Origin of the sequence: Leptospira yanagawae serovar Saopaulo str. Sao Paulo = ATCC 700523 (assembly GCF_000332475.2) — a bacterium.
GTDB classification, from domain to species: Bacteria; Spirochaetota; Leptospiria; order Leptospirales; family Leptospiraceae; genus Leptospira_A; species Leptospira_A yanagawae.
Window position 1 is genome coordinate 65,615 of the sequence record NZ_AOGX02000008.1, and the last position, 23,124, is coordinate 88,738.

Here is a 23,124-nt window from a genome sequence, read left to right on the forward strand (position 1 = left end):
TTTAAAGAAAAAAAGCAAAAAATACCTTTCCTTTTCCTTTCACTCCAGGCAAAATAACTGCCATGAGTTTTTTTGAAAGTTTAAAGGCCGTCGCAGCTCAGGCAGTAGAGCTAGTCCAAAACAATCCACAAGTGGTTTCCGGGATCCAAAAGATCATCGAAGAAAATGGTGGGGTTTCAGGAATTGTTGCAAAATTTAAGGAAAAAGGTTTTGCCGAAGCCGCTTCTTCTTGGGTGGGCACTGGGGAAAATGTAAACATCGGTGCAGATGATGTATTAAAAGTATTAGGAAATGACTCGGTAAAGGAACTTGCCAGTAAAGTTGGTCTTGATACAAATGCTACGGCAGGTCTCGTCGGAAATTTATTGCCTATTGTCATTGATAAACTTTCACCAGATGGAAAAGAACCAGGTGGAGACATTACATCCCAACTTTCTTCCCTAGCTTCATTGTTTACAAAATAGAATTTCGAGATGAAAGCACCACCTATGTAAAATTAGGTGGTATTTTCTGGCAGTTTTCTGTTAATTTGTCTTGCCAAAAATTCTTAAAGTTCACATTCTTCCTTCCATGAAACAATTATTCCTAATCTCTTTTGTTTTTCTGTTTTTCTTGGGCTGTAAAAAAACTCCTGTCATCGAAGTTGGTCAATCTGTTTACATTTCAGCAACTGTGCTAAACGCGCGAAAATCTCCAAACCTTGATGGAGAAAAAGTGGGAAAGGTAAAACTAGGAGATGTGGTCAAAGTTTTAGAACGATCCGAAAAAGAAATGGAAATCGATGGAATTTCTAATTATTGGTTTCGCATACAATCTCCAACCGTAACAGGTTGGGTGTTTGGTGGTTATTTATCCATTAACAAAGTAGAATCAAGGGATGCAATGATTGCAGCTTTACAAGGTGATTTTGTGTATTGTACATTACCCGAACGATTGGACTGTAGCAATACGTTTAGCTTTGATGGAGAAAGTTTTGTTTTCCGTGCCTATGATCAGTATACAGGGATCACAGAAAAATTAGAAGGAAAATACGATGTGTTTTCCGATCATTTGGTACTCGACACAAAAGTTCGTTTGGTACGTCCTTCAGTTTTCATCCTCTACCCACAAACAGATGAAGAAAGAACTGCTTATTACAGTGCATATTTTGGATATTCAAATTCCGACGAACATCTGACTTCTCTAAGCACATTTCCTGTCGAAGGAAAAAGGGATTTATTTTTCTTTGTTTGTAATGACAAACTTTTGTTAATGGATAAAAAGCAGGAATTAGAAGAAGCGTGTAAGACAAGTTATGCGTATACTAAATCGAGTTATTCTTCGCCTTAAATGTTTCATTCCGTAACATCGTCTCTGTGCGGTGTTTATTCGGATTTCTCCAATCTAAGATTCGGTCCTTCGAATCATCTGGCAGGTTTTGTAAAAATTCCTGCCATGTTTTCTCTTCTAATACAGAATAAAAACCAGGTAAATATTGGATTTTTCTTTCTTTCGGCAAATACAAATTGTATTCAGTTGCGGAAACTCCATATGCAATTCGATAAATTGGTCTATCTTTATGTTTCTCTTCTGGTAAAAAGTGAAATGCATCACCAGCTTTGTTGAAACAAATAAAATAATCAAAACCTTGGTGGACAATGATCAGTGTATTTTTTGGAAATTGGAAAAGGGGAAGGATTATGGAATAGAGTTTGTAGTCTTGGTTATTGAATTCTTTCCCCCGCACCATTGTATAAATTTGATATGGAAATAACAACAAACAGAGGAAACTTAACTTCCATTGGGATTGTATTTTAGAGACAAAAGGAAGGTAAAGGAAACATCCTGGGATAAAAATTAATAGGAAAATGCGAAAGGGAAAACTAAAAGCAGTATAAGAAAAAATCGGAAGGGATAAAAAGATATAAAGAACCAACATCTGATCATAAAAAGTTTTTTGTTTTTGATTTAAATCGTTTCGATTGATTAAATAACAAATGGGTGAAAGGAAAAATAAGAATTGTTCTATTAGAAATTCTGGATACAGTTTGGAGTATTGGTAAAATGGAGATAGGAATTGAAATTCTAAATTTTCTCCGATCACAACTTTTAGATCATTCCAGTGTAAGGTATTGGGAAATAAGAAACTGAAACCAATGATCGTAACTAGAGTCCCAAAAGCTAAGAAAAAACTCAAATATTGATTCCAATGGATTTGTTTCAGAATCCACGGAATCAAAAAGCAGATGGCGATTCCCGCCGTGATTTTATGACTAAAAAAAACCAAAACAAAGAAGACAAAAATTCTGAGGTACTGTTTCCACTTCCTTTTTGTATCCAAAGGATCAAACGTAAACAATTCGGTAAGAAATAATATAAAAAAGAATAAACCTCCCAAATTTTTAATAAAATTAAAACTAAAGTGTGGGATATACGAAGAAGAAACGAAAAGGACACCAAAACAAATAGATAAAACAAATTGATTGGTCAAATGGTATGCCAACCTTGTTGCCACAAGAAACAAGGAACCCACTAAGATAGAAACAAAGATTTTATTTGTGAGTACAATATCGGATCCAAACTTAGAAAAGGCTACGAGTCCATACAAAATGGGTGAGGAATCTGGACTAAAAAACCTACCTTTCGTTATGTAAGAATTTACTTGCGCCGCATAATAATACCCATCTGCTCCAAATGCAAATCGAGAGCTCATTTGAACACTGAGTTGTATACCAACGATAAAAATAAAAAATAAAATGAGTGTGATGGATTTTTTAGAATTGGTATTCATCGGAAGAACAAAGTTTGAGCTCACCATGTACGTCCGATTCTAAGTATACGGATACTTTCGAATATCCATTTTTTATTTCCTTTTGGAAATGTAATTTGTGCCTTTGCAAAGGTTTTGGACTTAGGATTTGAAATGTGAGCATATCGTCTGTTAACTCAAATGAAAATTGTAAAGGGAAGGATAAATTGTTTCGGATTCGTAAGTCTTTCGAAGGAAAAACAACGGATGCATCTGTACCAAGTGGAGTGAAACGAGTTTCCTCCGTATACAAATCACGTGTGTGAGGAAACCTTTCTAAAATTTCTAATCCTAGTTCCAATGAAAGATAATATATGATACCCGAAAGTTGGCAAAGCCCACCGGCGATTTCACTTGCCACAACACCATTCCGGATCACTCTCCCTTCCGTATAACCTTTTTTTACTGTTGGATTTCCTATTTCCGTCCAAAAAGAAAAAATCTTTCCAGGGAGTAACACTTGTTCATTGATCTTTTCGATCGCAATCTTTAAATTTTGCATTTTGCCAGTTTTTAAGGGAGAAGGTAAAATAGGAAGGGAAAGTGAGGTTTTACATGTATCCTGGGTTTTGAAAAGAGTTTGTTTCACCAAACCGTATTGAAAGTATGCACCACTTGTGATCGCAGCGACCAAACGAATCATATACTTCAATTTTAATTTCAAATTTGAAATCAATGGGAATTTGAATCCTTCATTTCAAATGGAATTTCCGTAAAACTTCGATCCGGATTCATCGTATAAGCCCCTTTGAATGGATGTGGTGGATTGCCTCCCCATTCTTTTGGTGAGAGGAGTGAAAAATATTCACCACTATCCTTTGCATATAGATAGATGGTTTGCCCTGCCTTTTTTTCGAATTGGCATTTGGCTTTGTGGAGTTCTATATCTTTTTCAGCTTGTTGTAAAATGAGTTCTGCTTCTTCTTTTAAAGCACGAATTTGTTTTGCGATGACTTCTAATTTTCCATGCACATGGAGTTTTACAGACTCTTCCGCCAATTCAATTTCTTTGGCTCTGTCAACTAAACTGATTGCTGGCGCTAAACGGCTTGTACCGTACGTGAGGCTATGGTGGGGGATAACCGATTCTTCCATATTACTCATTAAACAAACTGAAATTCCTAAGTTAAACAAGAAAAAAGGCTCTCCTTTCAGAAAGGAAAGCCAAGTTGCCAAGGATAGACGATTTTTATGTTTAGGACAATGGTTGGTATTGGATGATCATTGCTTTGGCTTTGATTTCTTTAGGCATTACCGTTTTTGATAACAATTTTTGAAGAGAGTCTTTGTCTTTAGTTTTACCAAGTTGGACCACAAAGAATCCATTTTTTACCATAATGAAAGCCTTTGTTCCTAATTTGCCTGGGTTATCGGATTGCAACTGCGACAAAAATGTTTCGGCAGATTTGCGATTGGTAAAGGCGGCTAATTGGATCGTAAATTGTTTTCCTTCAGTTGTATGTACTGATTTTGAAATAGAAGGAGCAGTGGTTTTCTGTTTCCCTTGTCTTTGTGTTTTGGTTATGTTTTTTAACTTTTCTTCTTTTGGAACATAGGTTGTTCTATGTTCTTTCGATTTTGTTAAGTCCACAACTTGTTGTTTTCTTTCTTCTTCTTCATCTTTGGCAGTAGAAGTTTCATTATAGTAGGGATGGTTACCGATATCGGCCATTGGGATTTCTTGGGAAGAAATTGAATCCTTTGGTTTTGTCCCTTGGACCAGTGAAGAAGCAACTTGGGATCCACTTGGGTTGGATTGGCCAGGTACTTCTTCTGCCGTTTTGGTTGCAACATCAGCTGTTGGACTTGGGAGTCTGCCTTCTGTTTCGGGAGAAGCTAAGGTTGGATTGACACGATTTTGTGTTTCCTCTGACTTTCCTTTCCCAACCGAAACTCCCAAAAAGAAAATGGAAAAGAATAATGCAAAAAGAAAGAGTGATAAAACTCCAATCCTTTGTTTGTCTAAATTGATTACGTAAAATACTCTTTCTTTCATATTTGAATCCTTTTTTGAATTTCCTTATAAATGATAACGATTTGTTCTTTTAACCCTTCTCTATCAGTATCGTTCGTTACGACAAAATCGGAGAGGAACTTTTTTTTCTCTATATCCATTTGGGCTGCAGTCCTTCTTTCGAAATCAGCCAATTCCATTCCTCCTCTTGCCTTGACACGTTCCCAGTTTTGTTCTTTGGGAAGGTAAATTGTGACTGTGAAATCACAAATGGTATGGGCATCGGTTTCAAATAACAAAGGAACTTCCCAAGCAACGATGCTGTTTGGGTTTTGTGATTCGAAAAATGAGAGGAATGCCTGTCTCACGAGAGGGTGGAGGAGGTCGTTTAATGCCTTAAGTTTTGTTTCGTCACTAAAAGCAATTTCTGCGATCTTCGAACGGAGGATGGTTCCATCGTTTGCAAGGATCTTTGTCCCAAAAAGGTTTACTAAATCTCCTTTGACGGGACTATTTGGCTCTGTGAAGGTACGAGCAATTGCATCAGAGCTAATCGTCACAGCACCTAATTCTCCGAAGATGGAAAGTGCAGTGGATTTCCCTGATCCAATGGAACCAGTGATGCCAATCAGAGTTTTGTTAGGAGCGAGTGCCACGGGTTTATAACATAAAAAACCCATGAAAGTACAAGTATTTTTTTATCTCATTTTAGAAAAAAATGACTAAAGTTTTTTTATCTTTCCTTCACTTCACAGTTCCATTTAATATCCAGTCTTGTACCAGTTTGGCGGACAATTTCGGATCTTCGATCATGGGCGCATGGCCCATATTTTCTAAGAGAACTGTTTCTAATTTGGTTTTTAGTTTCTTTTGCAAAACTTCCATCACGGAATAATGGATCACTTTGTCTTCTTTGCCCCAAATGGTAAGACAAGGAGACTGGATTTTCGACAATTGGGATTCCAAAAAGTACCCTTCTTTTCTGATTTGATCTAAAATTTGTGCATTCCAATTCCTATTGGCGACAGATTTCTCAGCAAAGTATGTTTTTAAAAATCCAGGGAGGTAAGGTGGATTTACAAACGTGAAACGAAGTAAACGATCAAAATCTTCTTCGTCTTTGACTAGGAGTGGACTTTCTTTTCCCGAGAGTACGATGGTTTGCATTTCGCTAGGGACTGGGCTTTTGATCCCAGCATTGTCAAAAAGGATAAGAGACTTTACTTGTTTGGGAAATTTTGCTGCAAAGATCCCCGCAATTCCACCTCCCATGGAATTCCCCGCAAGATGGAATTCCTTTAGTCCCAAAGATTCTGTAAATTTTTGTAAACGGATGGATTGGGCTTCTTGGGTATAGTCGAATCCTTCTGGTTTACTGGATTCTCCAAAACCAGGTAAGTCTGGGGCAATCACTCGGATGTTTTTTGGTAGATGCCTTGAAAATCTAGTCCAATGATCTTTGTCACCACCAAATCCATGTACGACGAGAAGTGTTTCACCGTTTCCCATTTTTTCAGTATACTTCCACTCTAAATCTTCAACCACAATGGACTTCGTTTCTAAATCAGAACGGTACCTTTCGAGGTTAATGCCTGTTTTGTGAAGTTGGGAGGCACATCCTAAAATGGAGAAAATTGTGAATAAGAAGAATCGTTTGTGTAACAGATTTGATTTCATTGGGGTCCTTACAAAAAATTCAAAGGTTCGTTGACAGAGGGCTATGAAAAAATACTTTGGTCGTAACCGAGGCCCTGTAGCTCAGTCGGTAGAGCAGAGGACTGAAAATCCTCGTGTCGGCAGTTCGATTCTGTCCGGGGCCAAGGTTACCTATTTTCCTGCCTTTCGTTCCTCTCCCATCGTCCAAAGTCCTAAAAATTCGTTCTCTTCTACCTTTTTACAAAGTTCAGGTTTATAAAGTTTTTTGACCGGTGGTTTCGGGTAAATATGAATTTCGTCATTATCGGGAATGAAGGTGAGCATTCGTAAAATTGTATCCTGGCCTTCGATTTCATACATGGTATAGGACATACCTTTCGAAGGAATGATTTGGGAAGTTTCCAAAAACTTGCGAGTGGTTTCTGACATATCCTAACGGTGTTAAAGGATTCTTTTCATAGCAACTAAAAAGTTCTTTTTGAATTTCCATTTTTTTGGAATCGTTTTGCAAAGAGAATCAGTTTCTCTCTAATTTTGGGAGAAAGTCCAACGGAAACATTCATTCGAAAAAAATATTTCCAATGTTTCGATAAACCAAATAAAGAACCAGGTGCAATGGCCATTCCTAATTTTTTTGCTTCCATTAAAATTTTTTCACCATCTAACTTTGATTCTATCCAGAGTACGAATCCACCATCTGGTTTTGTGATATGAAGGTTTCCGTCGCTTTCTTCTGTAAGTAAGATGTTATAGTCATCACATAGTTTTTTATACTCAATGCGTAAACTTTTCAGATGTTTTTCGTAGGATTGACGTTTTAAATATTCAAGAACAGAAAGTTGTGTTGGATGGTTTTCTGAAATTTTAAAGGCTCTTGCAATTTTGGAAATTGAATGGATACCTGTTTTGGATACTACCCATCCCAAACGAAGCCCAGGTGATAGAGTTTTCGAAAACGAAGAACACAAAAAAGATTTTGGTCCATCCATACTTTGTGAGAAATAACTGACAAGTGGTTTTGGTCTAGTACCTGAATGATATAAATCTCCATAAATGTCATCTTCGATGAGATGGATTCCATATTGAAAACAGATATTTGATAATCCAATTTTGTTTTCCTCAGGAAATAAAACTCCATTAGGATTATTAAAATTAGCAGAAAATAAAAAAACTTTCGGTTTGTGACGTTTGATGAGTTTCTCAAATTCATTTATATGGATTCCTTCCTTTGTTCGATAAGGAATTTCCACTACTTTCAATTTCAAAGTTTCGAGAATTTGAAATAAACCTACATAAATAGGGGATGGCACAATTACTGTATCACTTGGCTCTGTGACAGCAAACAAGGAGTAGGTGATTGCTTCCGTACAACCTGTTGTCATTTGGATTTGTTTGGCACTCACTCGGTATCCATTCATAGATGAACGTTTAGCCAACCACTCTCTAAGTTGCGGATTTCCTTGTAAGTCGCCATAACTGAACGTATCTTTATAAAGGAGAGCTTTTTTGTATGCGGAAACTAATTCTGAAATCGGTAAATACCGATCTGCTGGAATGGCAGCTCCAAACGAAATGAGTTTTGGATCCATAACAGTATTCATGATTTGTTGGATACGGTCGTCAGCTTCAACGGTTTCAAAATATTCGTTTTGTGGTCCAAGAATCACTGAACCTATGTTTTTATGAACATAATAACCAGATTTATTTAATACATAAATATAACCTTCTTCTTCTAAAATTCGATACGCTTCTTTTGCAGTTGTCAAACTACATGATTTTAAAGTTTGGATTTCTCGGAGTGATGGTATTTTTTCATTTTCAGAGTAAAAACCCGATTGAATTTCCATTTTTAAATCTGATGCAAGTTTCTGATATTTTGTTTTTTCCATCTGTATACCTATAGATATATTCATCTGTATATGGACAGATTTGATAATATTTGGTAATTTATTGACATGGAAACAAATTTTGCAAATCTATTTTTTGCAGAAAGGACAAGTGGTATACGTTCTTCTGCCATCCGTGAAATATTAAAAATCACTGTCTCTGATTCAGAATTTTTATCTTTTGCTGGGGGGCTTCCAAATCCAAGTTTACTCCCTTCTGATTTATTGGAAAATGCGACTGAAAAAACCATTCGTTCGATGCGAGATGTTGCATTTCAATATGGGGAATCGGCAGGATACAAAGCCTTACGAGAAATGATACTGGAACATTTTATATGTGATGAAGGATTGGATGTTGGGTCAATCTGCATCACAAGTGGCTCCCAACAAGGTTTAGATATTCTTGGAAAACTTTTGATGGACCAAAAAACCAATGTTTTACTAGAAAACCCAGTGTATTTGGGTGCATTGCAGGCTTTTTCACCTTATCGACCAAATTTTATTTCACTCCCTATGGAAGTCGATGGCCCAAATCTAAATGCGCTTGGACAAATTTTATCTGAGAAAATGGTCCATTGTTTTTATGCCAATCCAAGTTATCAAAATCCATCCACATGCACTTGGTCAATCGCCAAACGAAAAGAAGTTGCTTTGCTGTTGGATGAACATGGGGTAATTCTTTTAGAAGACGAAGCCTATCGGCATTTAGATTTTATGGGAAACTTGTATCCCTCTATCGCCTCGTTTCGAAGAAACGGGGACCTAACCTTTGTTTTGGGAAGTTTTTCTAAAATGATCTCACCAGGATTTCGATTGGGATGGGTAACCGTTCCAAAACCGTATCAAAAAATCTTTACTGCTATAAAACAAGGCAATGATCTCAATTCGAATCAATTTTCGCAAATTGTATTGTATCACCTTCTTTTGAATCTGGACATACAAAAACACCTACGATTGATCCAATCCTACTACTTACATCAAAAAAATTATTTGATTCATTTGTTAAATGAATATTTACCTGAATTGATATTTCAAGATCCACTTGGTGGGTTATTTTTATGGGTGGAGTATCCAAATGTTTCCGAGAAAAAGATGATGGAAAAGATTTTGGAAAAAAAAGTTGTGATGGTTCCTGGAAATGAATTTCGTTTGGAACCTTCACCTAAGGCATTTTTTAGAATGAATTATAGTTTTTTAAAGGAAGCGGAGATGGAAGAAGGGGTGAGGCGTATCAATGCAGTGTATCGCGACATAATTACGTAACATGCGTTTAGTAAAAATTGTTTGACAATTACTAATCGTATGTTTACTTATTGGGTATGAAGCCTGCTGTCACCAAAGCTTTACATCCTAAGTTTTCTGTTCTCAGTTTGGAAGAAAAATTGGAAATCCTTAAGGAAGACCCAAGTTTTCGTATGTTAGTGGAACAAATGTACCAAAACTATAAGGAAAATAGGTCTACTGTGATTCTTTGATTTGCTTCTCTTCGCATAGAGTGTTTCTATGGAAGGAAAGCAGGTAATTATGAATTTAGATCTCACTCCTCAAGAAACAAAACAACTTTTGGATGCGTTAACCGTATTCGAATGGGTGAGCAATTCTCCCCATGAAGAATCTGATCCAAGCATAGACAATTTTCTCCAATCACTTTTAAAAAAACTTTCCAATGGAATGGAAAATAATCCAATTTCCGAAGAAAACGGAATGTACACTGTCGCAGAAGAATACTTCCAGGAAGTATTTGAATCTTATATCGAACCTTATAATGATGATGTGTTTTGGACAGAACTCACAACAGAACTTGCACAAAGAGATTTAGAACTCTCTATGTCTGAAAAAGAACTGGAAGCAATGTCTCCTGAAGCATACGAAACAAAAGTAGCAAAAGAAGCTGAAAAATATGATGCTGAATTTGAAAAAAACGGTGTCGATCGATTGTTCCTAAAAAAATAAAATACACTGTCTGAAGGGAGAAGGTTTAAAACGATAACACCTATTTGGGTTATGGTTCCTTTTCCCATTCAATTAAAATCACGGTTTGGTCATCTTCTTGTTCTTCTTTTCCTTGGAACAAAAACAATTGGATCACAAGCTCTGCAAGCACTCGTTCCGATTCTTTTGATTCAAAATCTGAAACAATTTTTTGCATTCGATCCATACCGAATTCTTCTCTTGTCTCATTTTTTTGTTCTAACATTCCATCCGTGAACAACAAAAACCGATCCCCAAAGGCAATTGGAAATTGTTTTTGTGTATAAGGTTGGTCTTTTCTCAGGCCAATGATATTTCCTGTTCGGTTTAAAATGATTTGAGATCCCTTGGACTGGAAAATTTGGTTTGGGTGACCAGCTGACGAATAGTATGCGGTCTTTGTCCTTGTATCAATATCCAATAAAAAACCAGAAAATACAATTTTTAATCCAGAAAATTTGTTTTGTATTTTTTGGTTTAAGTGGTTCATTAAGTCATCTGTTTTCGTAATGAATCGTTTGATGGCTTCGTATTCGGACTTAATGGCCATTGTATAAAGAGCAGCTTGGATACCATGGCCAGTCGCATCTGCAATAAAAAAACGAACAATTCCATTATCTAATTCAAAGATATCATAAAAGTCTCCACCCACTTCCTCTTGCGGTTGGAAGTAGAGATGGATTTTTAAAGGAGAAAACTTGATCCCATCTTCGGGGAGGATCTTTTGTTGGATCTTTTTGGCAAGGAGTAGGTCTTTTTTGATCCTGCCAAGTGTTGCATTTAATTGGTATGTCCTTTCCGATACAATTTGTTCTAAGTTTTCTGTAACTGCTAGTAAGGATTCATTGCTAATCTTTAAACTTTCTGCAAGTTCTTCCGCACGCACAAAAGCATTGGCAATCCTACTCGATAAGATCAGTGATTGTATAAAAATAAAACAGAGTAGGGCATAAGGTGTAAGGCCAATGCCCCTGCTATTCAAACTATGTTTTAAGATATCAAACGATACTGAAAAGGCAAGTATCAGTAGACCAACCAAAAACAATTTTGAATTAGGCCTACTGGCAATGACTGCTTTCAGATTGATATGGATGACATATCCAATGATGAGAAATGCTAAAATCTGAAATCCATACAACAAAATCGTAAATATAGAAATGGGAAGAAACAAAGTGAAAGCAAAGATCGTACTTGCAACCAAAGCTCGCCTAACATGTTTGATCTTTGATTCTTCTGGAAACAATGAATGTATGAAAAGTAAAAATGTTGGAACTGCAAAGTAATACGAAGCAAATTCAATCCGAAAGGCAGTTGGCCAGTGGAATCTGGGAAAAAGTTCCAGAATATACCTTTCCCCAGTAAACGCCAAACGGATTCCGAGTAACACACAAAAGATGGCAAAGTAAAAAATAGAAGTTTCTTTTCGTTTGTAAAAATACAATCCGAAGTGATACAATCCAATAAGGGAAAGGGCACCAAGTAAAAATAATTCTCTCCCATTGGCGAGCATCTTCTCGCGGTCCATAATGTATTTATTTCCAAGAATGGGTTGGCCCCAAAACCCACCAAAATTGTTTTCATAATTGGCAATATGGAAAACTAATTCGACAACCTCATTATCGGGGATAAGAGTGTAGTATTTTGATTTGATGCGAGGTGTATCATCAAAATGGTTGATGCCTGGTTTTCCTTGTCCACCGATGAGCACACCGTTGGCAAAAAAACGGTAAGAAGAAGCTACATCCGGAATGTAAATCCTTAACTCTTGTCCAACGGTTTGTTCATTGAGATGGATGAACCCACGTAAGGTGGCCTTTCCTGTCCTGGGTAATTCGATCCCACCATATTCTTCGCCTTGCCAAGAATTCGGGATTGCGAGGTAACCAGTCAGTTCCTTTTTCCCGTGGAAAGGTGGGTAATGGAATTCATCAAAGTACAACTCCCACTCACCTTGTAAATCAATGGCCGTTGTTTCTTTAAAATTGATTTCACGTAAATCCAATACCCCTTGCCGGAAACGAAAGCTATCCCCTAAATCAGGATTTAGGCAATTGGTAAAAACAAAGAAACTTGTGGCAGCTGCCACAATGAATGAGAATTTTCGCATGGGTAGAGTTTAGAGGATTCTATTTATGGGAAAGAACTAATTTCGCCCAGAATATCCTATGACATCCATAAAGGCTGAAACGGAAAACACAGCCTTACCAGGACCAGGTTCTCCATACCCGGGAGGGGTAGGCAATCCATAGGATTCAAAGGTTTCTTTCCATGCTCGTAATAATTCACAAAAATAAACAAGTGGTGGGCCCGCTTGTTGGCCAAGTGTGGTGTACGGTTCAGGGCACCATGCTGTAAAACGAGGCACAATCCCTTTGGACATAAAAAAATCTAATCCTTGTTTTGTGGAATTGATGGCTTCTTTTACCGTTTTAAATCCCCAAGGCTCGGAGAGTTCGACTCCACCTACAAAGTTTGGAATTACGTTTTCTGGACCAAACACTTCTGCTGAATCGACCACACGTCGGATCCAATTTTCATACCCAATCCAACTGGCTTTACCAGGGCAAATTTTTTCAAACAAGTCTTTGTCCCATACTTCATAATTGGGATGATAAATTTGAATCCCAGCATCTTTGAATTTTTGGCAGTCTTCTTTTTCAAAGGCTTGTGCTACTAGTTTCCCCATCCAACGTTTTGGAAATCTTGCTTCAATTGCTTCTGGGTATTGCAGATAAAAGTCCACTTCCGATTTTTTCTTTAGGTTGGTGAGAACAGAGCCACCAGTGATGGTATACACTTTTGCAATTTGGTCTTCTGCATCCACCCAAGATAAAACTTCGAGTATATCTTCTACATCCTTCACTCCCGTGTAAGGACGGCCTGCTCCTTTTTGTTGGCGGTAGTTGTGGTTGATATCGCAGTAGGCACATTCTTCATCTTTACCAAAGTACTGGCAGTTACGAAAAACGGTGAGGTACAATAAATAGCCCCATTCAATGACAGGCGCAATTTCTCCAGGAAGTTTTCCCGATTTGGTTTTGTGGCTGTACCAAGATGGAATGGGAGGGTATTCGGCTGTGCCAATTTCGGTTTCCTCTAAATAGAGAGTTGGTTTTCCTTCTTTCAGTTTCATTTTGTACGGTGAATTTGGATTGTTCCGAGTGGAGATCACAGTTTTTAAAAGGCCAAAATGTCCACCACTGATCTTAATTTCTTCGGGGGCCTTGGTATCAGCTCCATCCTTTAAGTCCGCAAGTGGGATATGGTCGAAGGAAAAGATAAAATAGTCTTTGGATTTATAAGGGTCTTTGACTCGGAAGGCCTCTGGGAAAAAATGAATGCCCTGCCTTAAAATGTCCTGTTTGACAATCGCTTCCATGGGAAGGTCTTTGTAATTTCTTTCCATTTCTTCCAATAAGGAAAGGGAGGAGGCAGGTCTTTGGTTCATTGTAGAGGTTTCAGCCATAATGGGAGTTTTTTTCTTCCTATATCTTAGACAAAGCGATTTTCCCGAAAAAACTGCGAAAAAGACCCGAAAATCGTAGGTTTCCTACGAAAAACCTGAATATTCGTTTACAAATCCCCCAACCAAATTATTTTTTTTCCGAACTAATGAAATTTTTTTCAATCTAGAAAAAAATAGAAAAAAACTGGGAATTTTAGATCTCCTGGTTTGTTGATTAGAGAGTAAGGAAATTAGTATTTCACTAAGGGACAGGAAGATATGAAAGCATCGAAACTAACCATCGTAGGTCTAACGATTCTTTTCACTGGTCTTACAGTTTGTAAGAAGCCAGAGGCAGAAGTAACGGAAGCACCTAAAAAACCAGCAGACTTATCTGCGGTTGTCGTATTTGCGGTAGGAGATTCCAAAATCCAACACGCAGACCAAACAGAAGAAAAAGCACAACTTGGTGCTCTTTTGAAAACAGGGGATAACGTAGTCACAGGCGACAATGGAAAAGTAGACATCCAATTTGCAGATGGCTCGAGCATTCGTATCTCTCCAAAGTCCGCGATTGACTTTGCGAAACTATCACAAGACAACGCTGGAACAACAGACACTCAAATTGCTCTTGTTTCCGGAAAAGTTTTTGCGAAAGTAAACAAAGCGAAGAAAGAAGACAACTTCACTGTTGTAACACCAACTGCGATTGCGGGTGTGCGTGGAACTTCTTTCATCGTCGAATCAGCTGATGGAAAACCTGCGAAAGTAAAAGTGGTGGAAGGTGCGGTTGCATTTGCTCCACGAGTTCCTGCTTTGGAAAAACTTTCGGAAGAAGAAATTTCTAAAAATGCTGACCTAAAAAAATTACAAGACTCCATTGCAAAAGCGGAAGTGATCTTAGAAAAAGACCAAGCTTCTACTCAATCTGCAAAATCTGCAGAACTTGCAAAGTCGGCAGACATCCAATCTTTGGATTTGTCAAAAGCATTCAAAACTGCTGAGAAAGAAAAACTCGTAGTAGAAAATGCGAAACTTACCAAAAACGAAGAACAAGAAATCAAAACCATCGTAACTGTTGATAAACAAACAGCACAAGAAATTGTGAAACTCAGTGAATCAGCGCAAACTGATAAACTTGATGACTTGAAAAAACAAGAGATTGATGCTAAGAGACAATCGATTGAAAAAGACGTTGCGAAGCGACAAGAAGAAGAAAAGAAAAAATTCGAAGAAACTTTAGCTAGCCAACCAAAAGAATTCAAATCGAAAAAAGACATCATCAACTACTACGAAAGAATTGAAAAAATCGTATTAACTGATGGGAAAACTGTGATCATTGGAGCAATCATCAACCAAGAAAACGGACAACTGATTGTTCACACTGAAAATGGTGTTAAAAAAATTGATATGGATAAAGTGGAAGAAGTCATTTACGACCTCCAACAAAAATCCAAATTCTAAAATAACCACACCCTTAAGTAGAAAAGAAGCCTGGAGGGATTTCCCTTCGGGCTTTTTTTATGTACTTTGATTTTTGTATTCGTTCCACAGTACCCTAATGGCATTGATAAGCGGGCTCACTTCGATGAGGAGTAAATTGTTTTGGTATCTGACAAGGAGCGTGTTTTGCCCAAACCTGTCCATCTCCCCCCATTCCACTTGTAGTTCCGGATGGTGTGTGAGTGCCTTTTGGATCAGAGCTTTTACTTCATAATCAGAGATGGTATCTTCGATTTCACCCAAGTCCTGTAGGATGGATAAAAAAAAGGTTTTGGTTAGTCCTTTCTGAAACTCCTCTAATTCCTCATCGGTCATATCTACTCTGTCGGTAGATTTTCCAATTTGGTTTCAAAATATTCGTCTGCATGGTACGAAGACCGAACGAGAGGTCCAGAGGCTACCGTTTTGAATCCAATTTGGTAAGCCCTTTCTTTCCAAAAATCGAATGCTTCAGGTGGGACAAAGGACTGAACTGGGTAATGGGTGGGACCAGGTTGTAAGTATTGCCCAATGGTTAACATCCGGACACCATTCGCGTATAAATCTTCTAAACAGGTTTTGATATCGAGTTCTGTTTCTCCAAGCCCTAAGATCAGTCCACTTTTTGTAACAAATCCATGTTTTGCGATATGAGCCAAAACTTCGAGGGATCGTCGGTAGTTTTTTTGAGGAGTAATCGTTGGAAATAGACGTTCTACTGTTTCAATATTATGATTGATGATATGAGGTCTTGCCGCATAGAGAATTTGTAAGGATTCTTCCTTTGCTTTAAAGTCCGGGATCAAAACTTCAATGGTACAGTTTGGTGAGTAGGTTTTGATTTTATGAATGGTCTCTGCAAAATGTTTGGCACCACCATCTTTTAGATCATCTCGATTGACGGCTGTCAGAACCACATGTTTCAGTCCTAAGGCCTCCACGGACCTTGCCACTTTTTCCGGTTCTAAGGGATCTAGGGATTTAGGTTTACCGAAGGCAACATCACAGTACTGGCAACGTCTGGTGCAAATATCACCGGCAAGCATATAGGTCGCTGTTTTTCGGTTCCAACAATGATTGAGGTTGGGGCAACTCGCAGATTCACAAACGGTGTGAAGTTCCCTCGTTTCCACCTCAGCTCGGACCACTGAAAGAGGGTCAGAATCCTTGGGAAAACTCACTCGTACCTTCATCCAGTCTGGTAATGGCTGGGTGGGGTTCATTTGTTTGGAGCGAGGTTTCTTTTTTAATGGATTCATACCTTCTTTAGACTTTTTGAAATGAGGCCTCTTTGTAAAATGGAAAAACATGAGGATCAATGCATTTCTTGCCAAATTAGGTTTAGGTTCCCGACGAAAAGTGGAAGAATTGGTCCTTTCAGGAAGGGTCAAAATCAACGGGAGTACCATCACAGATTTGTCGTTTCAAGTAGAAGATGATGATAGCATCCTGTTTGACGGTAAACCCGTGACAAAACTCGAAGGTGCTGCCAATCGGCCAAAGATCATCGCCTTCAATAAACCTCCAGGTTTCCTCACATCACACGAAGACAAACACCACGAAAATACAATCTTCACCTTATTGCCTGAATCCTTTCAGAAATACAATTATGCGGGTCGACTTGACTTGGATTCGAGGGGACTCATTCTGCTTTCCATTGATGGTAATTTCATCCAAAAGGTCACACATCCCAAACATAAAATTGATAAAGAATATATCATCAGTTTGAAACACCCCGTCAGTTGGAAAAAAATAGCCGAAGAATTCATGTTAGGTGTGAGAGAGGGGGGAGAAACCCTTCGTGCTTTGTCAGTAAAACCTGCCAATGTAATCCCTGAAAATACACAAGCCGGTTTCACAAGTTACTTAAGCATCGTCCTAAAAGAAGGGAAAAAACGCCAGATCAGAAGGATGTTTAAAACAAAAGATTTGGAAGTTCTTGATTTGTACCGAATTCGGATCGGAAAACTGGACTTACGTAATTTCCACTTGGAAGAAGGAAAATACAAAGTTGTCACTGAGGAACAAGTTCTTGGAAATTCCGTTCCTTAAATGAGTTGAAGAATCCACTCGATTCATAAAATGGTGAGGTTAGAGGATTTGTTTTTTTGAAATCAAAACCATTTTTATTTTATCCTTTGGTTCTCTTTTTATTTATCTTTTTGGTAGATAAAATATTTTTATTACCAGTTTTCCATGATGAATTTTTGCAAGCAGGGAATTCCGTATTTTATTTCCAAAGAAAGGTGTTACAAAACCGCCTTGTTTTGGACCCGAATGTAAAGGAAAAAAAATTAGCCCTTGTATTTGGAGATTCTCGTTCTTATCCTTTTGCAGAAATAGGGATCCCAGAACCACAAAGGAAAGATTGGACATTATATAATTTTAGTAGTCCACAAGGAATTCCGATGAATTCCTTCATACAGTTCCAAGAAATATTGGAAAAAGGGATTACTCCTGATTTTATTATTTTATCACTAAGCCCAGAGGCTTTTGATGATTCCAAAGGATTTATCTTATCGCCCTTCCTCCGAATGGGTTGCAACAAAGAATGTATCAATTTGGTTTGGAACGACATTCCACTCAAAGAGAAGTGGTATTATCTATTGGATCATGTTTTTGCGATTCGAAGTGTGGAATTCAATTTGTCTCTTTTTACGTCTCGTCTGAAACAAGGCAAATTAAAGGAATACAAATCGACACATAATAAAGAATTCCAACTCATCAATTACTCAAAAGGTGAATACCTTATGTATGGAGTTCAATCCAATCCAATCGAAAAAATTAAAAACGATACAGTTCGGATAGGCAATTTGTACATGCGTTCCTTTGAAGTTGGTTCGTCCCAATTTCCTTATCTAGAAAAAATCTTAAACATAACGAAAGAGAAAAAAATCAAAACCCTTGTCATCTGGCCAAAGGTTTTTCCTGAATATTATTCATATTATGAAAAGTTTCATGTAAAAGAAGTTTGGTGGGAACCCATTGAAAAACTCGCAGAATCATACGGTGCTTCCACTTTGAATTGGAATGTTCCAGGCACTTGTGATTTATTCAATGATGCGTCTCACCAATCTGCATTTTGTTTTGTGGATCAAATGAAAGAAATTTGGTTAAATTACGCTGAAAAATAGATTCAAAAACATTCCTTATAAAATAAAGGCTCCACTTCGAGCAAAACGGAACAAACTTTCCTTTCGATTTGCCATTTGGAGTTTTGTCAGTAGTACGATCGCCATTTGGTCTATTTTACTCATCACCAATCTATCAGGACATAGCCTACTCATCGGATCTTTTGGTGCCACTGCAGTCCTTCTTTTTGCGGTGCCAGACGCACCTTTGTCACAACCCCGAAATTTAATTGGTGGGCACCTTTTGTCTGCAACGATTGCCGTTATCCTTGTGCAAACCATTGGAACTAATTTTTTCACGTTAGGGCTTTCTGTAGGTCTATCGATTTTTGTGATGTATCTCACACATACCTTACACCCACCAGGTGGCGCAACAGCTCTTATTGGTGTGATTGGAGGAGTGGGAGTGGAGTTTATTTTTTTTCCTGTGATGGTGGGAGTGATTTTATTACTTTTGAACGCACTGGTTGTGAACAACCTAGTGCACCACCGGAAGTATCCGGTGGCTTGGTTTTAAATTACCAATTAAGTTTTTTGGAATCTTCTACAAATTTTGCAAGACCACTGTCAGTGAGTGGGTGTTTGAATAACATTTCAAAAACTGAATATGGTAATGTTACACAATCCGCACCACGTAATGCAACTTCTTTGAAGTGGATTGGGTGGCGAACAGAAGCCGCAAGGATTTGAGTTTCAATACCATAGTTATCATAAATTTCTCTGATTTCTGAAATAAGATCGAGACCATCATAACCAACATCATCCAATCTTCCCACAAATGGAGAAATGAAACTAGCACCAGCTTTTGCAGCGAGTAGGGCTTGGTTTGCAGTAAAACAAAGTGTAACGTTTGTTTGGATGCCTTTTTCGGCAAAGGCATTTACCGCTTTGATTCCTTCTGGAATGAGTGGAACTTTGACGACAACGTTTTCAGCGATTTTGGATAACTCCAATCCTTCTTTGATCATGGTAGGAGCGTCAGTTGCAAGGACTTCCGCACTCACAGGGCCTTTTACGAAACTACAGATTTCTTTGATGACCTCTGTGAACTTGCGACCTGATTTTGCGATGATGGACGGGTTAGTGGTGATACCGTCAAGTAAGCCTAACTCATGGACCTTTTTAATTTCGTCGATATTGGCTGTGTCTAAAAATAAATTCATTTTGCCTCGTCTGCTTGGTTTTAGAATCCAAGCCTCACGAGACAGGCTAACTACGGGATTAAATCCCGCAAGGTTTTTGTTTCTTGAACGCTGAAGAAATCCACGTAATCTTTTGCAATGATCTCGCGGATATTGGCTGAAAAATAATCAATGCGGCGGGTGTAAGGAAGTTTTTTATAACCTTCTCTCCAAACAACTGCAAATCCACCACGGGGAGGATTCTCCCTACGTTCCACAAGTTCCCAAATTGCAGCACCTGAGACCTTATCATCGCCGATGGATTCCTTTCTTGGTTTTCCATATTTAGATTCGAGTTTTTGTTTGATTTTGTCCGAGGGAACCAAATTGAAAGTCACTCCCACGGAAAAAAGAATTCCATTTTCACGAAACTCCGTTTGCCCATCAATTGTAGGGTCGGTTTCTGGTTGTCCTTCCCGTTTGGGACGAACTTCTTTGAGTAGTTCTGGGGTTTTATAAAAGCGGTATAAATAGAGGATTCCATTGCGACGGATGAGTAAACTCACGTCTTTTTTTTCATTTAAGATTTCAATTTTCTCTTTGGAATCGGGATTGGTTGCCATCGAAAGGAATTTTTCGCGAATGGATTCAAATGTCATCCCCCATGAAGCTTCGGCAAATCCATCCAAGGTGTTTGGCATTTCTGTTTGCGAAAATAGATACCCAGGAAAACAAAAAAGGAGGAAAAGCAGATATTTCTTCATACTGTTGTTATCGGCCAGTCTCAAAAAAAAGAGAACTTGTTTCTTACTTAAATTCGTCGGAGAAGGGGTCGTCTCCTAGCCCATATGGCTCGGATTCCTCGGCAAAAGGGTTGTCTTCCTCATTAATTGGGTCCATTGGGAACCTTTCCTCACCTTGCCCCTCAGTTTCATTTTCCCAATCTGTGTTGGATTCATAACTTGGGGTAGGCTCAAAACTCACTCCCAAAATTGATTCTTGGTTCCAAAGGAAAACAAGAACAGGTGCCTGTAAAAAGAAAAGAAGTAGGTAAAATAGAAAGTATAAATCTCGGTCCAATCCATAATGGACAGCGCCACTAGAAAGATTTCCTAGTGCCAGTCCCGATAACGCTGGTTTGGTGAGGCCCAAAATGGATGTTCCTTGGTATGCTTCTTTGATGATGGGATAAGAAAAAAACAAAGCCAAAAAGAAAATGGGGAGGTGGAAGATATGTTCAAAAATTCCAGGACCTTTTTCTCCTAAAACGGATCCTAAAAGAGACCAAACCCAAACGAAAATGGCAGTTCCCAAAAAAGTCAAACTGCCGTACAAAATGTTTCCGTTAGATTCTAAAAGATTCAGGAAGATGCGTAACACATCCCCCCGAATTTCAGTGAGTTCTTCTCGTCTGTAATTGGATTTTGCAGAAAAAAATAATATTTTCATGTAGTAGGTGAAAACCGCTACTACCAATCCAAAAAAAACTAAAAAGAATAGGAAAAGGAACAATTCCATTAGTGGCGAAAATGCCTCATCCCAGTGAAGACCATGATCAGTCCATGTTCATCCGCTGCCTGGATCACTTCCTCATCACGAATGGATCCTCCTGGTTGGATGATTGCCTTTGCACCCACTTTTGCGATGGCATCAATTCCATCTCGGAAAGGGAAAAACGCATCACTACCAACATAGGAACCTACAACGGAAAGCCCCACTTTTTGTGCTTTCATTGCCCCAAGTTCTACTGAATCCACTCGAGACATTTGTCCTGCACCGATTCCTAATGTAGAATTTTGATCCGTATACACGATGGCATTTGATTTGATGAATTTCACACAATTCCATGCAAACATCAAACCTTCCAAATCATCAGCAGTTGGTTGTTTTTTTGAAACTATTTTCAATTTGTCTTTTGTGATCAAATCATAGTCTCTGTTTTGGATGAGAAGTCCATGGTGGAGGGAACGCAAATCAAGTTCATCAAGTGCTTCATCAAATTTTGCGATCGGAATCAAACGGATGTTTGGTTTTTTAGAAAAAATTTCAATCGCTTCATTAGAAAAACTTTCTGCGATCACACCCTCCACAAAGTTTTTTGTGATCTCTTCTGCGGCATCTTTTTCCACACGGCCATGGATTCCAATGATTCCACCAAATGCCGAAATCGGGTCCGTTTTTCTTGCGAGTTCAAATGATTCTAAAACAGTATCACCAAACGCAATCCCACATGGGTTCAAATGTTTCACGATGGAAACTGCATTTTTAGGAAGTAAACTTGCCACATGGAATGCCGCATCAAAATCCAACATATTATTGAACGATAGTTCTTTCCCTTGTAAGGCTTCAAATTGTGACTTTAAAAACTGAGGTTCGTAAAAGGCAGCATCTTGGTGTGGGTTTTCACCATAACGAAGTTTTTGTTTTTTGTTAAAGGCAAATGTAATTTTGTCTGGGTATTTGATGTCCAAACGTTTGTTGAAGTAGGTAGAGATGGCAGAATCGTAAGCTGCAGTTTCTGAAAATACTTTCGCCGCATAACCAAAAGCAGTTTCTCTTGAAATTTTTCCTTGGTTGGCAGTAAATTCATTTTGAAAGGATTCGTAATCCTTTGGATCTGTTAAGACCACAACATTTTTATGGTTTTTCGCCGCAGAACGGAGCATTGACGGTCCACCGATATCAATATTTTCAATTGCATCTTCAAGGCTTACATCTGGTTTCATCACCGTTTTGACAAATGGATATAAGTTCACAATCACAAGGGTAATGGGTACAATTCCATTGGCTTCCATTTGTTTGACATGGTCAGGGTTTGTTGTATCACCGAGTAAACCTCCATGAATTTTTGGATGGAGGGTTTTCACTCTGCCATGTAAAATTTCTGGAAAACCAGTAAACTCATCTACTTTTTTCACTGCGATGCCTGCTTTTGAGAGGGCATCATATGTCCCACCAGTGGATAAAATCTCCACACCATGTTTGGCTAGGAAGGAACAGATTTCAGTGATTCCCGTTTTATCGGAAACGGAAACAAGTGCTCTTTTGATTTGAATCATTTTAGGATTTCTACCTTTCGTTCTTTGATTTTTAATTTATCTTCACAAAACAGTTGTATAGCGAGAGGAAGGATTTTGTGTTCTTCCTTAAGGATTGCCAAGGATAATTCTTTTTCAGTCCATTCAGGTCGAATGGCAATCGCTTTTTGTAAAATGATGGGCCCTGTGTCCACACCTTCCCATACAAAATGGACTGTGCAACCAGCAACCTTAACGCCATAATCCAAAGCTTGTTTTTGGGAATCAAGTCCTGGGAATGCAGGAAGCAGGCTAGGGTGGACATTGATGATTTGATTTGGAAACCTTTGTACAAAATCGGGTTTTAAAATTCTCATATAACCACAGGCCACGATGAGATCCGGGTCATATGCCTCAACTTGGTGCAGTAAATCCCGATGGTAATCCAGTTTGGTGGTGTACGAGCTGTAGGGGATCACTTTGGTGGAAATCCCGAATTTTTTGGCAAGGGGGAGTGCCTTTGCTTCCGGATTGTCTGATACTAGGGCAAGAATGTCCAATTTTAGCTTTTTTTTTCGGATAAACTCCACCGAGGCCGAAAAATTGGACCCTCGTCCAGAAGCCAAAAAAACAACACGTTTTGTTTTTCCCATGTGATATTCTAAGAATATTC

At 38.4% G+C, this 23,124-nt stretch carries 26 protein-coding genes and 1 tRNA gene; 10 read left to right on the forward strand and 17 right to left on the reverse strand.

Annotation, left to right across the window (positions count from 1 at the left end; translation table 11 throughout):
• Positions 1–62: 62 nt before the first annotated feature.
• Entirely contained in the window at positions 63–464 is a 402-nt protein-coding gene (locus LEP1GSC202_RS00750) for a YidB family protein (RefSeq protein WP_015675872.1), read from the forward strand.
• Positions 465–570: 106 nt separating this feature from the next.
• Positions 571–1,329, forward strand: coding sequence for an SH3 domain-containing protein (locus LEP1GSC202_RS00755; protein ID WP_015675981.1), 759 nt, complete (start codon positions 571–573; stop codon positions 1,327–1,329).
• On the opposite strand, the gene LEP1GSC202_RS00760 is transcribed toward LEP1GSC202_RS00755, so the two are convergent.
• The 6 genes from LEP1GSC202_RS00760 to LEP1GSC202_RS00785 form a co-directional block, all read right to left on the reverse strand.
• A complete protein-coding gene (locus tag LEP1GSC202_RS00760; protein ID WP_015675847.1) occupies positions 1,304–2,770 on the reverse strand; it encodes a hypothetical protein in 1,467 nt (488 codons plus the stop codon). The two genes, LEP1GSC202_RS00755 and LEP1GSC202_RS00760, sit on opposite strands and share 26 nt — an antisense overlap.
• Positions 2,754–3,464, reverse strand: a complete 711-nt coding sequence (locus LEP1GSC202_RS00765; protein WP_015675906.1) for a VanW family protein — start codon at positions 3,462–3,464, stop codon at positions 2,754–2,756. Before LEP1GSC202_RS00765 ends, LEP1GSC202_RS00760 begins: the two co-directional genes overlap by 17 nt.
• Positions 3,461–3,883 carry a DUF2452 domain-containing protein gene (locus LEP1GSC202_RS00770; RefSeq protein WP_039927782.1) on the reverse strand — a complete coding sequence of 141 codons (423 nt, stop codon included), beginning with the start codon at positions 3,881–3,883 and terminating at the stop codon, positions 3,461–3,463. The genes LEP1GSC202_RS00765 and LEP1GSC202_RS00770 overlap by 4 nt, the downstream gene beginning before the upstream one ends.
• Positions 3,884–3,983: 100 nt before the next feature.
• Positions 3,984–4,784, reverse strand: coding sequence for an SPOR domain-containing protein (locus LEP1GSC202_RS00775; RefSeq protein ID WP_015675742.1), 801 nt, complete (start codon positions 4,782–4,784; stop codon positions 3,984–3,986).
• On the reverse strand, positions 4,781–5,422 hold the full coding sequence (gene coaE / locus LEP1GSC202_RS00780; protein ID WP_015675997.1) for a dephospho-CoA kinase: 642 nt from the start codon (positions 5,420–5,422) through the stop codon (positions 4,781–4,783). Before coaE ends, LEP1GSC202_RS00775 begins: the two co-directional genes overlap by 4 nt.
• Positions 5,423–5,486: 64 nt before the next feature.
• Positions 5,487–6,419 carry an alpha/beta fold hydrolase gene (locus LEP1GSC202_RS00785; protein WP_015675935.1) on the reverse strand — a complete coding sequence of 311 codons (933 nt, stop codon included), beginning with the start codon at positions 6,417–6,419 and terminating at the stop codon, positions 5,487–5,489.
• Between the two features lie 70 nt (positions 6,420–6,489).
• Here LEP1GSC202_RS00785 and LEP1GSC202_RS00790 point away from each other — a divergent pair.
• Positions 6,490–6,562: transfer RNA gene (locus LEP1GSC202_RS00790), tRNA-Phe, on the forward strand.
• 7 nt (positions 6,563–6,569) lie between these two features.
• Here LEP1GSC202_RS00790 and LEP1GSC202_RS00795 read toward each other — a convergent pair.
• Together LEP1GSC202_RS00795 and LEP1GSC202_RS00800 are read right to left on the reverse strand one after the other, a co-directional pair.
• Entirely contained in the window at positions 6,570–6,827 is a 258-nt protein-coding gene (locus LEP1GSC202_RS00795) for a hypothetical protein (protein WP_015675987.1), read from the reverse strand.
• A gap of 35 nt (positions 6,828–6,862) precedes the next feature.
• A complete protein-coding gene (locus LEP1GSC202_RS00800; RefSeq protein WP_015675854.1) occupies positions 6,863–8,287 on the reverse strand; it encodes an aminotransferase-like domain-containing protein in 1,425 nt (474 codons plus the stop codon).
• Positions 8,288–8,353: 66 nt separating this feature from the next.
• Between LEP1GSC202_RS00800 and LEP1GSC202_RS00805 the strand changes: the two genes are divergently transcribed.
• From LEP1GSC202_RS00805 to LEP1GSC202_RS00810, 3 genes are read left to right on the forward strand one after another with little or no spacing between them, the layout of a single operon-like run.
• Positions 8,354–9,547, forward strand: coding sequence for an aminotransferase-like domain-containing protein (locus tag LEP1GSC202_RS00805; protein ID WP_015675951.1), 1,194 nt, complete (start codon positions 8,354–8,356; stop codon positions 9,545–9,547).
• A 56-nt stretch (positions 9,548–9,603) separates the two neighbouring features.
• Entirely contained in the window at positions 9,604–9,759 is a 156-nt protein-coding gene (locus LEP1GSC202_RS19990) for a hypothetical protein (protein WP_167321688.1), read from the forward strand.
• Positions 9,760–9,808: 49 nt separating this feature from the next.
• Positions 9,809–10,237, forward strand: a complete 429-nt coding sequence (locus LEP1GSC202_RS00810) for a hypothetical protein (protein ID WP_015675945.1) — start codon at positions 9,809–9,811, stop codon at positions 10,235–10,237.
• A 49-nt stretch (positions 10,238–10,286) separates the two neighbouring features.
• Here LEP1GSC202_RS00810 and LEP1GSC202_RS00815 read toward each other — a convergent pair whose 3' ends face one another.
• Positions 10,287–12,362, reverse strand: a complete 2,076-nt coding sequence (locus LEP1GSC202_RS00815; RefSeq protein WP_039927785.1) for a PP2C family protein-serine/threonine phosphatase — start codon at positions 12,360–12,362, stop codon at positions 10,287–10,289.
• Positions 12,363–12,398: 36 nt separating this feature from the next.
• Positions 12,399–13,721: a radical SAM protein gene (locus LEP1GSC202_RS00820; RefSeq protein WP_015675775.1), complete on the reverse strand. Its 1,323-nt coding sequence runs from the start codon at positions 13,719–13,721 to the stop codon at positions 12,399–12,401.
• Positions 13,722–13,979: 258 nt separating this feature from the next.
• Between LEP1GSC202_RS00820 and LEP1GSC202_RS00825 the strand changes: the two genes are divergently transcribed.
• Positions 13,980–15,164: a lipoprotein LipL45 gene (locus tag LEP1GSC202_RS00825; protein WP_015675830.1), complete on the forward strand. Its 1,185-nt coding sequence runs from the start codon at positions 13,980–13,982 to the stop codon at positions 15,162–15,164.
• A gap of 57 nt (positions 15,165–15,221) precedes the next feature.
• On the opposite strand, the gene LEP1GSC202_RS00830 is transcribed toward LEP1GSC202_RS00825, so the two are convergent.
• Positions 15,222–15,518 carry a hypothetical protein gene (locus LEP1GSC202_RS00830; RefSeq protein ID WP_015675728.1) on the reverse strand — a complete coding sequence of 99 codons (297 nt, stop codon included), beginning with the start codon at positions 15,516–15,518 and terminating at the stop codon, positions 15,222–15,224.
• Positions 15,519–15,520: 2 nt separating this feature from the next.
• A complete protein-coding gene (gene lipA / locus LEP1GSC202_RS00835) occupies positions 15,521–16,441 on the reverse strand; it encodes a lipoyl synthase (protein WP_039927857.1) in 921 nt (306 codons plus the stop codon).
• A gap of 49 nt (positions 16,442–16,490) precedes the next feature.
• Between lipA and LEP1GSC202_RS00840 the strand changes: the two genes are divergently transcribed.
• The 3 genes from LEP1GSC202_RS00840 (at position 16,491) to LEP1GSC202_RS00850 (ending at position 18,830) form a co-directional block, all read left to right on the forward strand.
• Positions 16,491–17,234 carry a pseudouridine synthase gene (locus tag LEP1GSC202_RS00840; RefSeq protein ID WP_015675878.1) on the forward strand — a complete coding sequence of 248 codons (744 nt, stop codon included), beginning with the start codon at positions 16,491–16,493 and terminating at the stop codon, positions 17,232–17,234.
• A gap of 56 nt (positions 17,235–17,290) precedes the next feature.
• Positions 17,291–18,316 carry a DUF1574 domain-containing protein gene (locus LEP1GSC202_RS00845; protein WP_015676029.1) on the forward strand — a complete coding sequence of 342 codons (1,026 nt, stop codon included), beginning with the start codon at positions 17,291–17,293 and terminating at the stop codon, positions 18,314–18,316.
• A gap of 112 nt (positions 18,317–18,428) precedes the next feature.
• Positions 18,429–18,830 (forward strand): HPP family protein, encoded by a 402-nt coding sequence (locus LEP1GSC202_RS00850; RefSeq protein ID WP_425256006.1) that lies wholly within the window; start codon positions 18,429–18,431, stop codon positions 18,828–18,830.
• A 1-nt stretch (position 18,831) separates the two neighbouring features.
• Here LEP1GSC202_RS00850 and fsa read toward each other — a convergent pair whose 3' ends face one another.
• Genes fsa through purN form a run of 5 tightly spaced genes read right to left on the reverse strand, consistent with a single transcriptional unit; the run spans position 18,832 to position 23,104 of the window.
• Positions 18,832–19,476 (reverse strand): fructose-6-phosphate aldolase, encoded by a 645-nt coding sequence (fsa, locus tag LEP1GSC202_RS00855; protein ID WP_015675796.1) that lies wholly within the window; start codon positions 19,474–19,476, stop codon positions 18,832–18,834.
• 50 nt (positions 19,477–19,526) lie between these two features.
• On the reverse strand, positions 19,527–20,198 hold the full coding sequence (locus tag LEP1GSC202_RS00860; RefSeq protein ID WP_015675740.1) for a hypothetical protein: 672 nt from the start codon (positions 20,196–20,198) through the stop codon (positions 19,527–19,529).
• Between the two features lie 43 nt (positions 20,199–20,241).
• Positions 20,242–20,952 (reverse strand): hypothetical protein, encoded by a 711-nt coding sequence (locus tag LEP1GSC202_RS00865; protein ID WP_015675977.1) that lies wholly within the window; start codon positions 20,950–20,952, stop codon positions 20,242–20,244.
• Positions 20,952–22,493 carry a bifunctional phosphoribosylaminoimidazolecarboxamide formyltransferase/IMP cyclohydrolase gene (gene purH / locus LEP1GSC202_RS00870; RefSeq protein WP_015675955.1) on the reverse strand — a complete coding sequence of 514 codons (1,542 nt, stop codon included), beginning with the start codon at positions 22,491–22,493 and terminating at the stop codon, positions 20,952–20,954. Before purH ends, LEP1GSC202_RS00865 begins: the two co-directional genes overlap by 1 nt.
• Positions 22,490–23,104: a phosphoribosylglycinamide formyltransferase gene (gene purN, locus LEP1GSC202_RS00875; RefSeq protein ID WP_015675727.1), complete on the reverse strand. Its 615-nt coding sequence runs from the start codon at positions 23,102–23,104 to the stop codon at positions 22,490–22,492. The genes purH and purN overlap by 4 nt, the downstream gene beginning before the upstream one ends.
• Between the last annotated feature and the right edge of the window lie 20 nt (positions 23,105–23,124).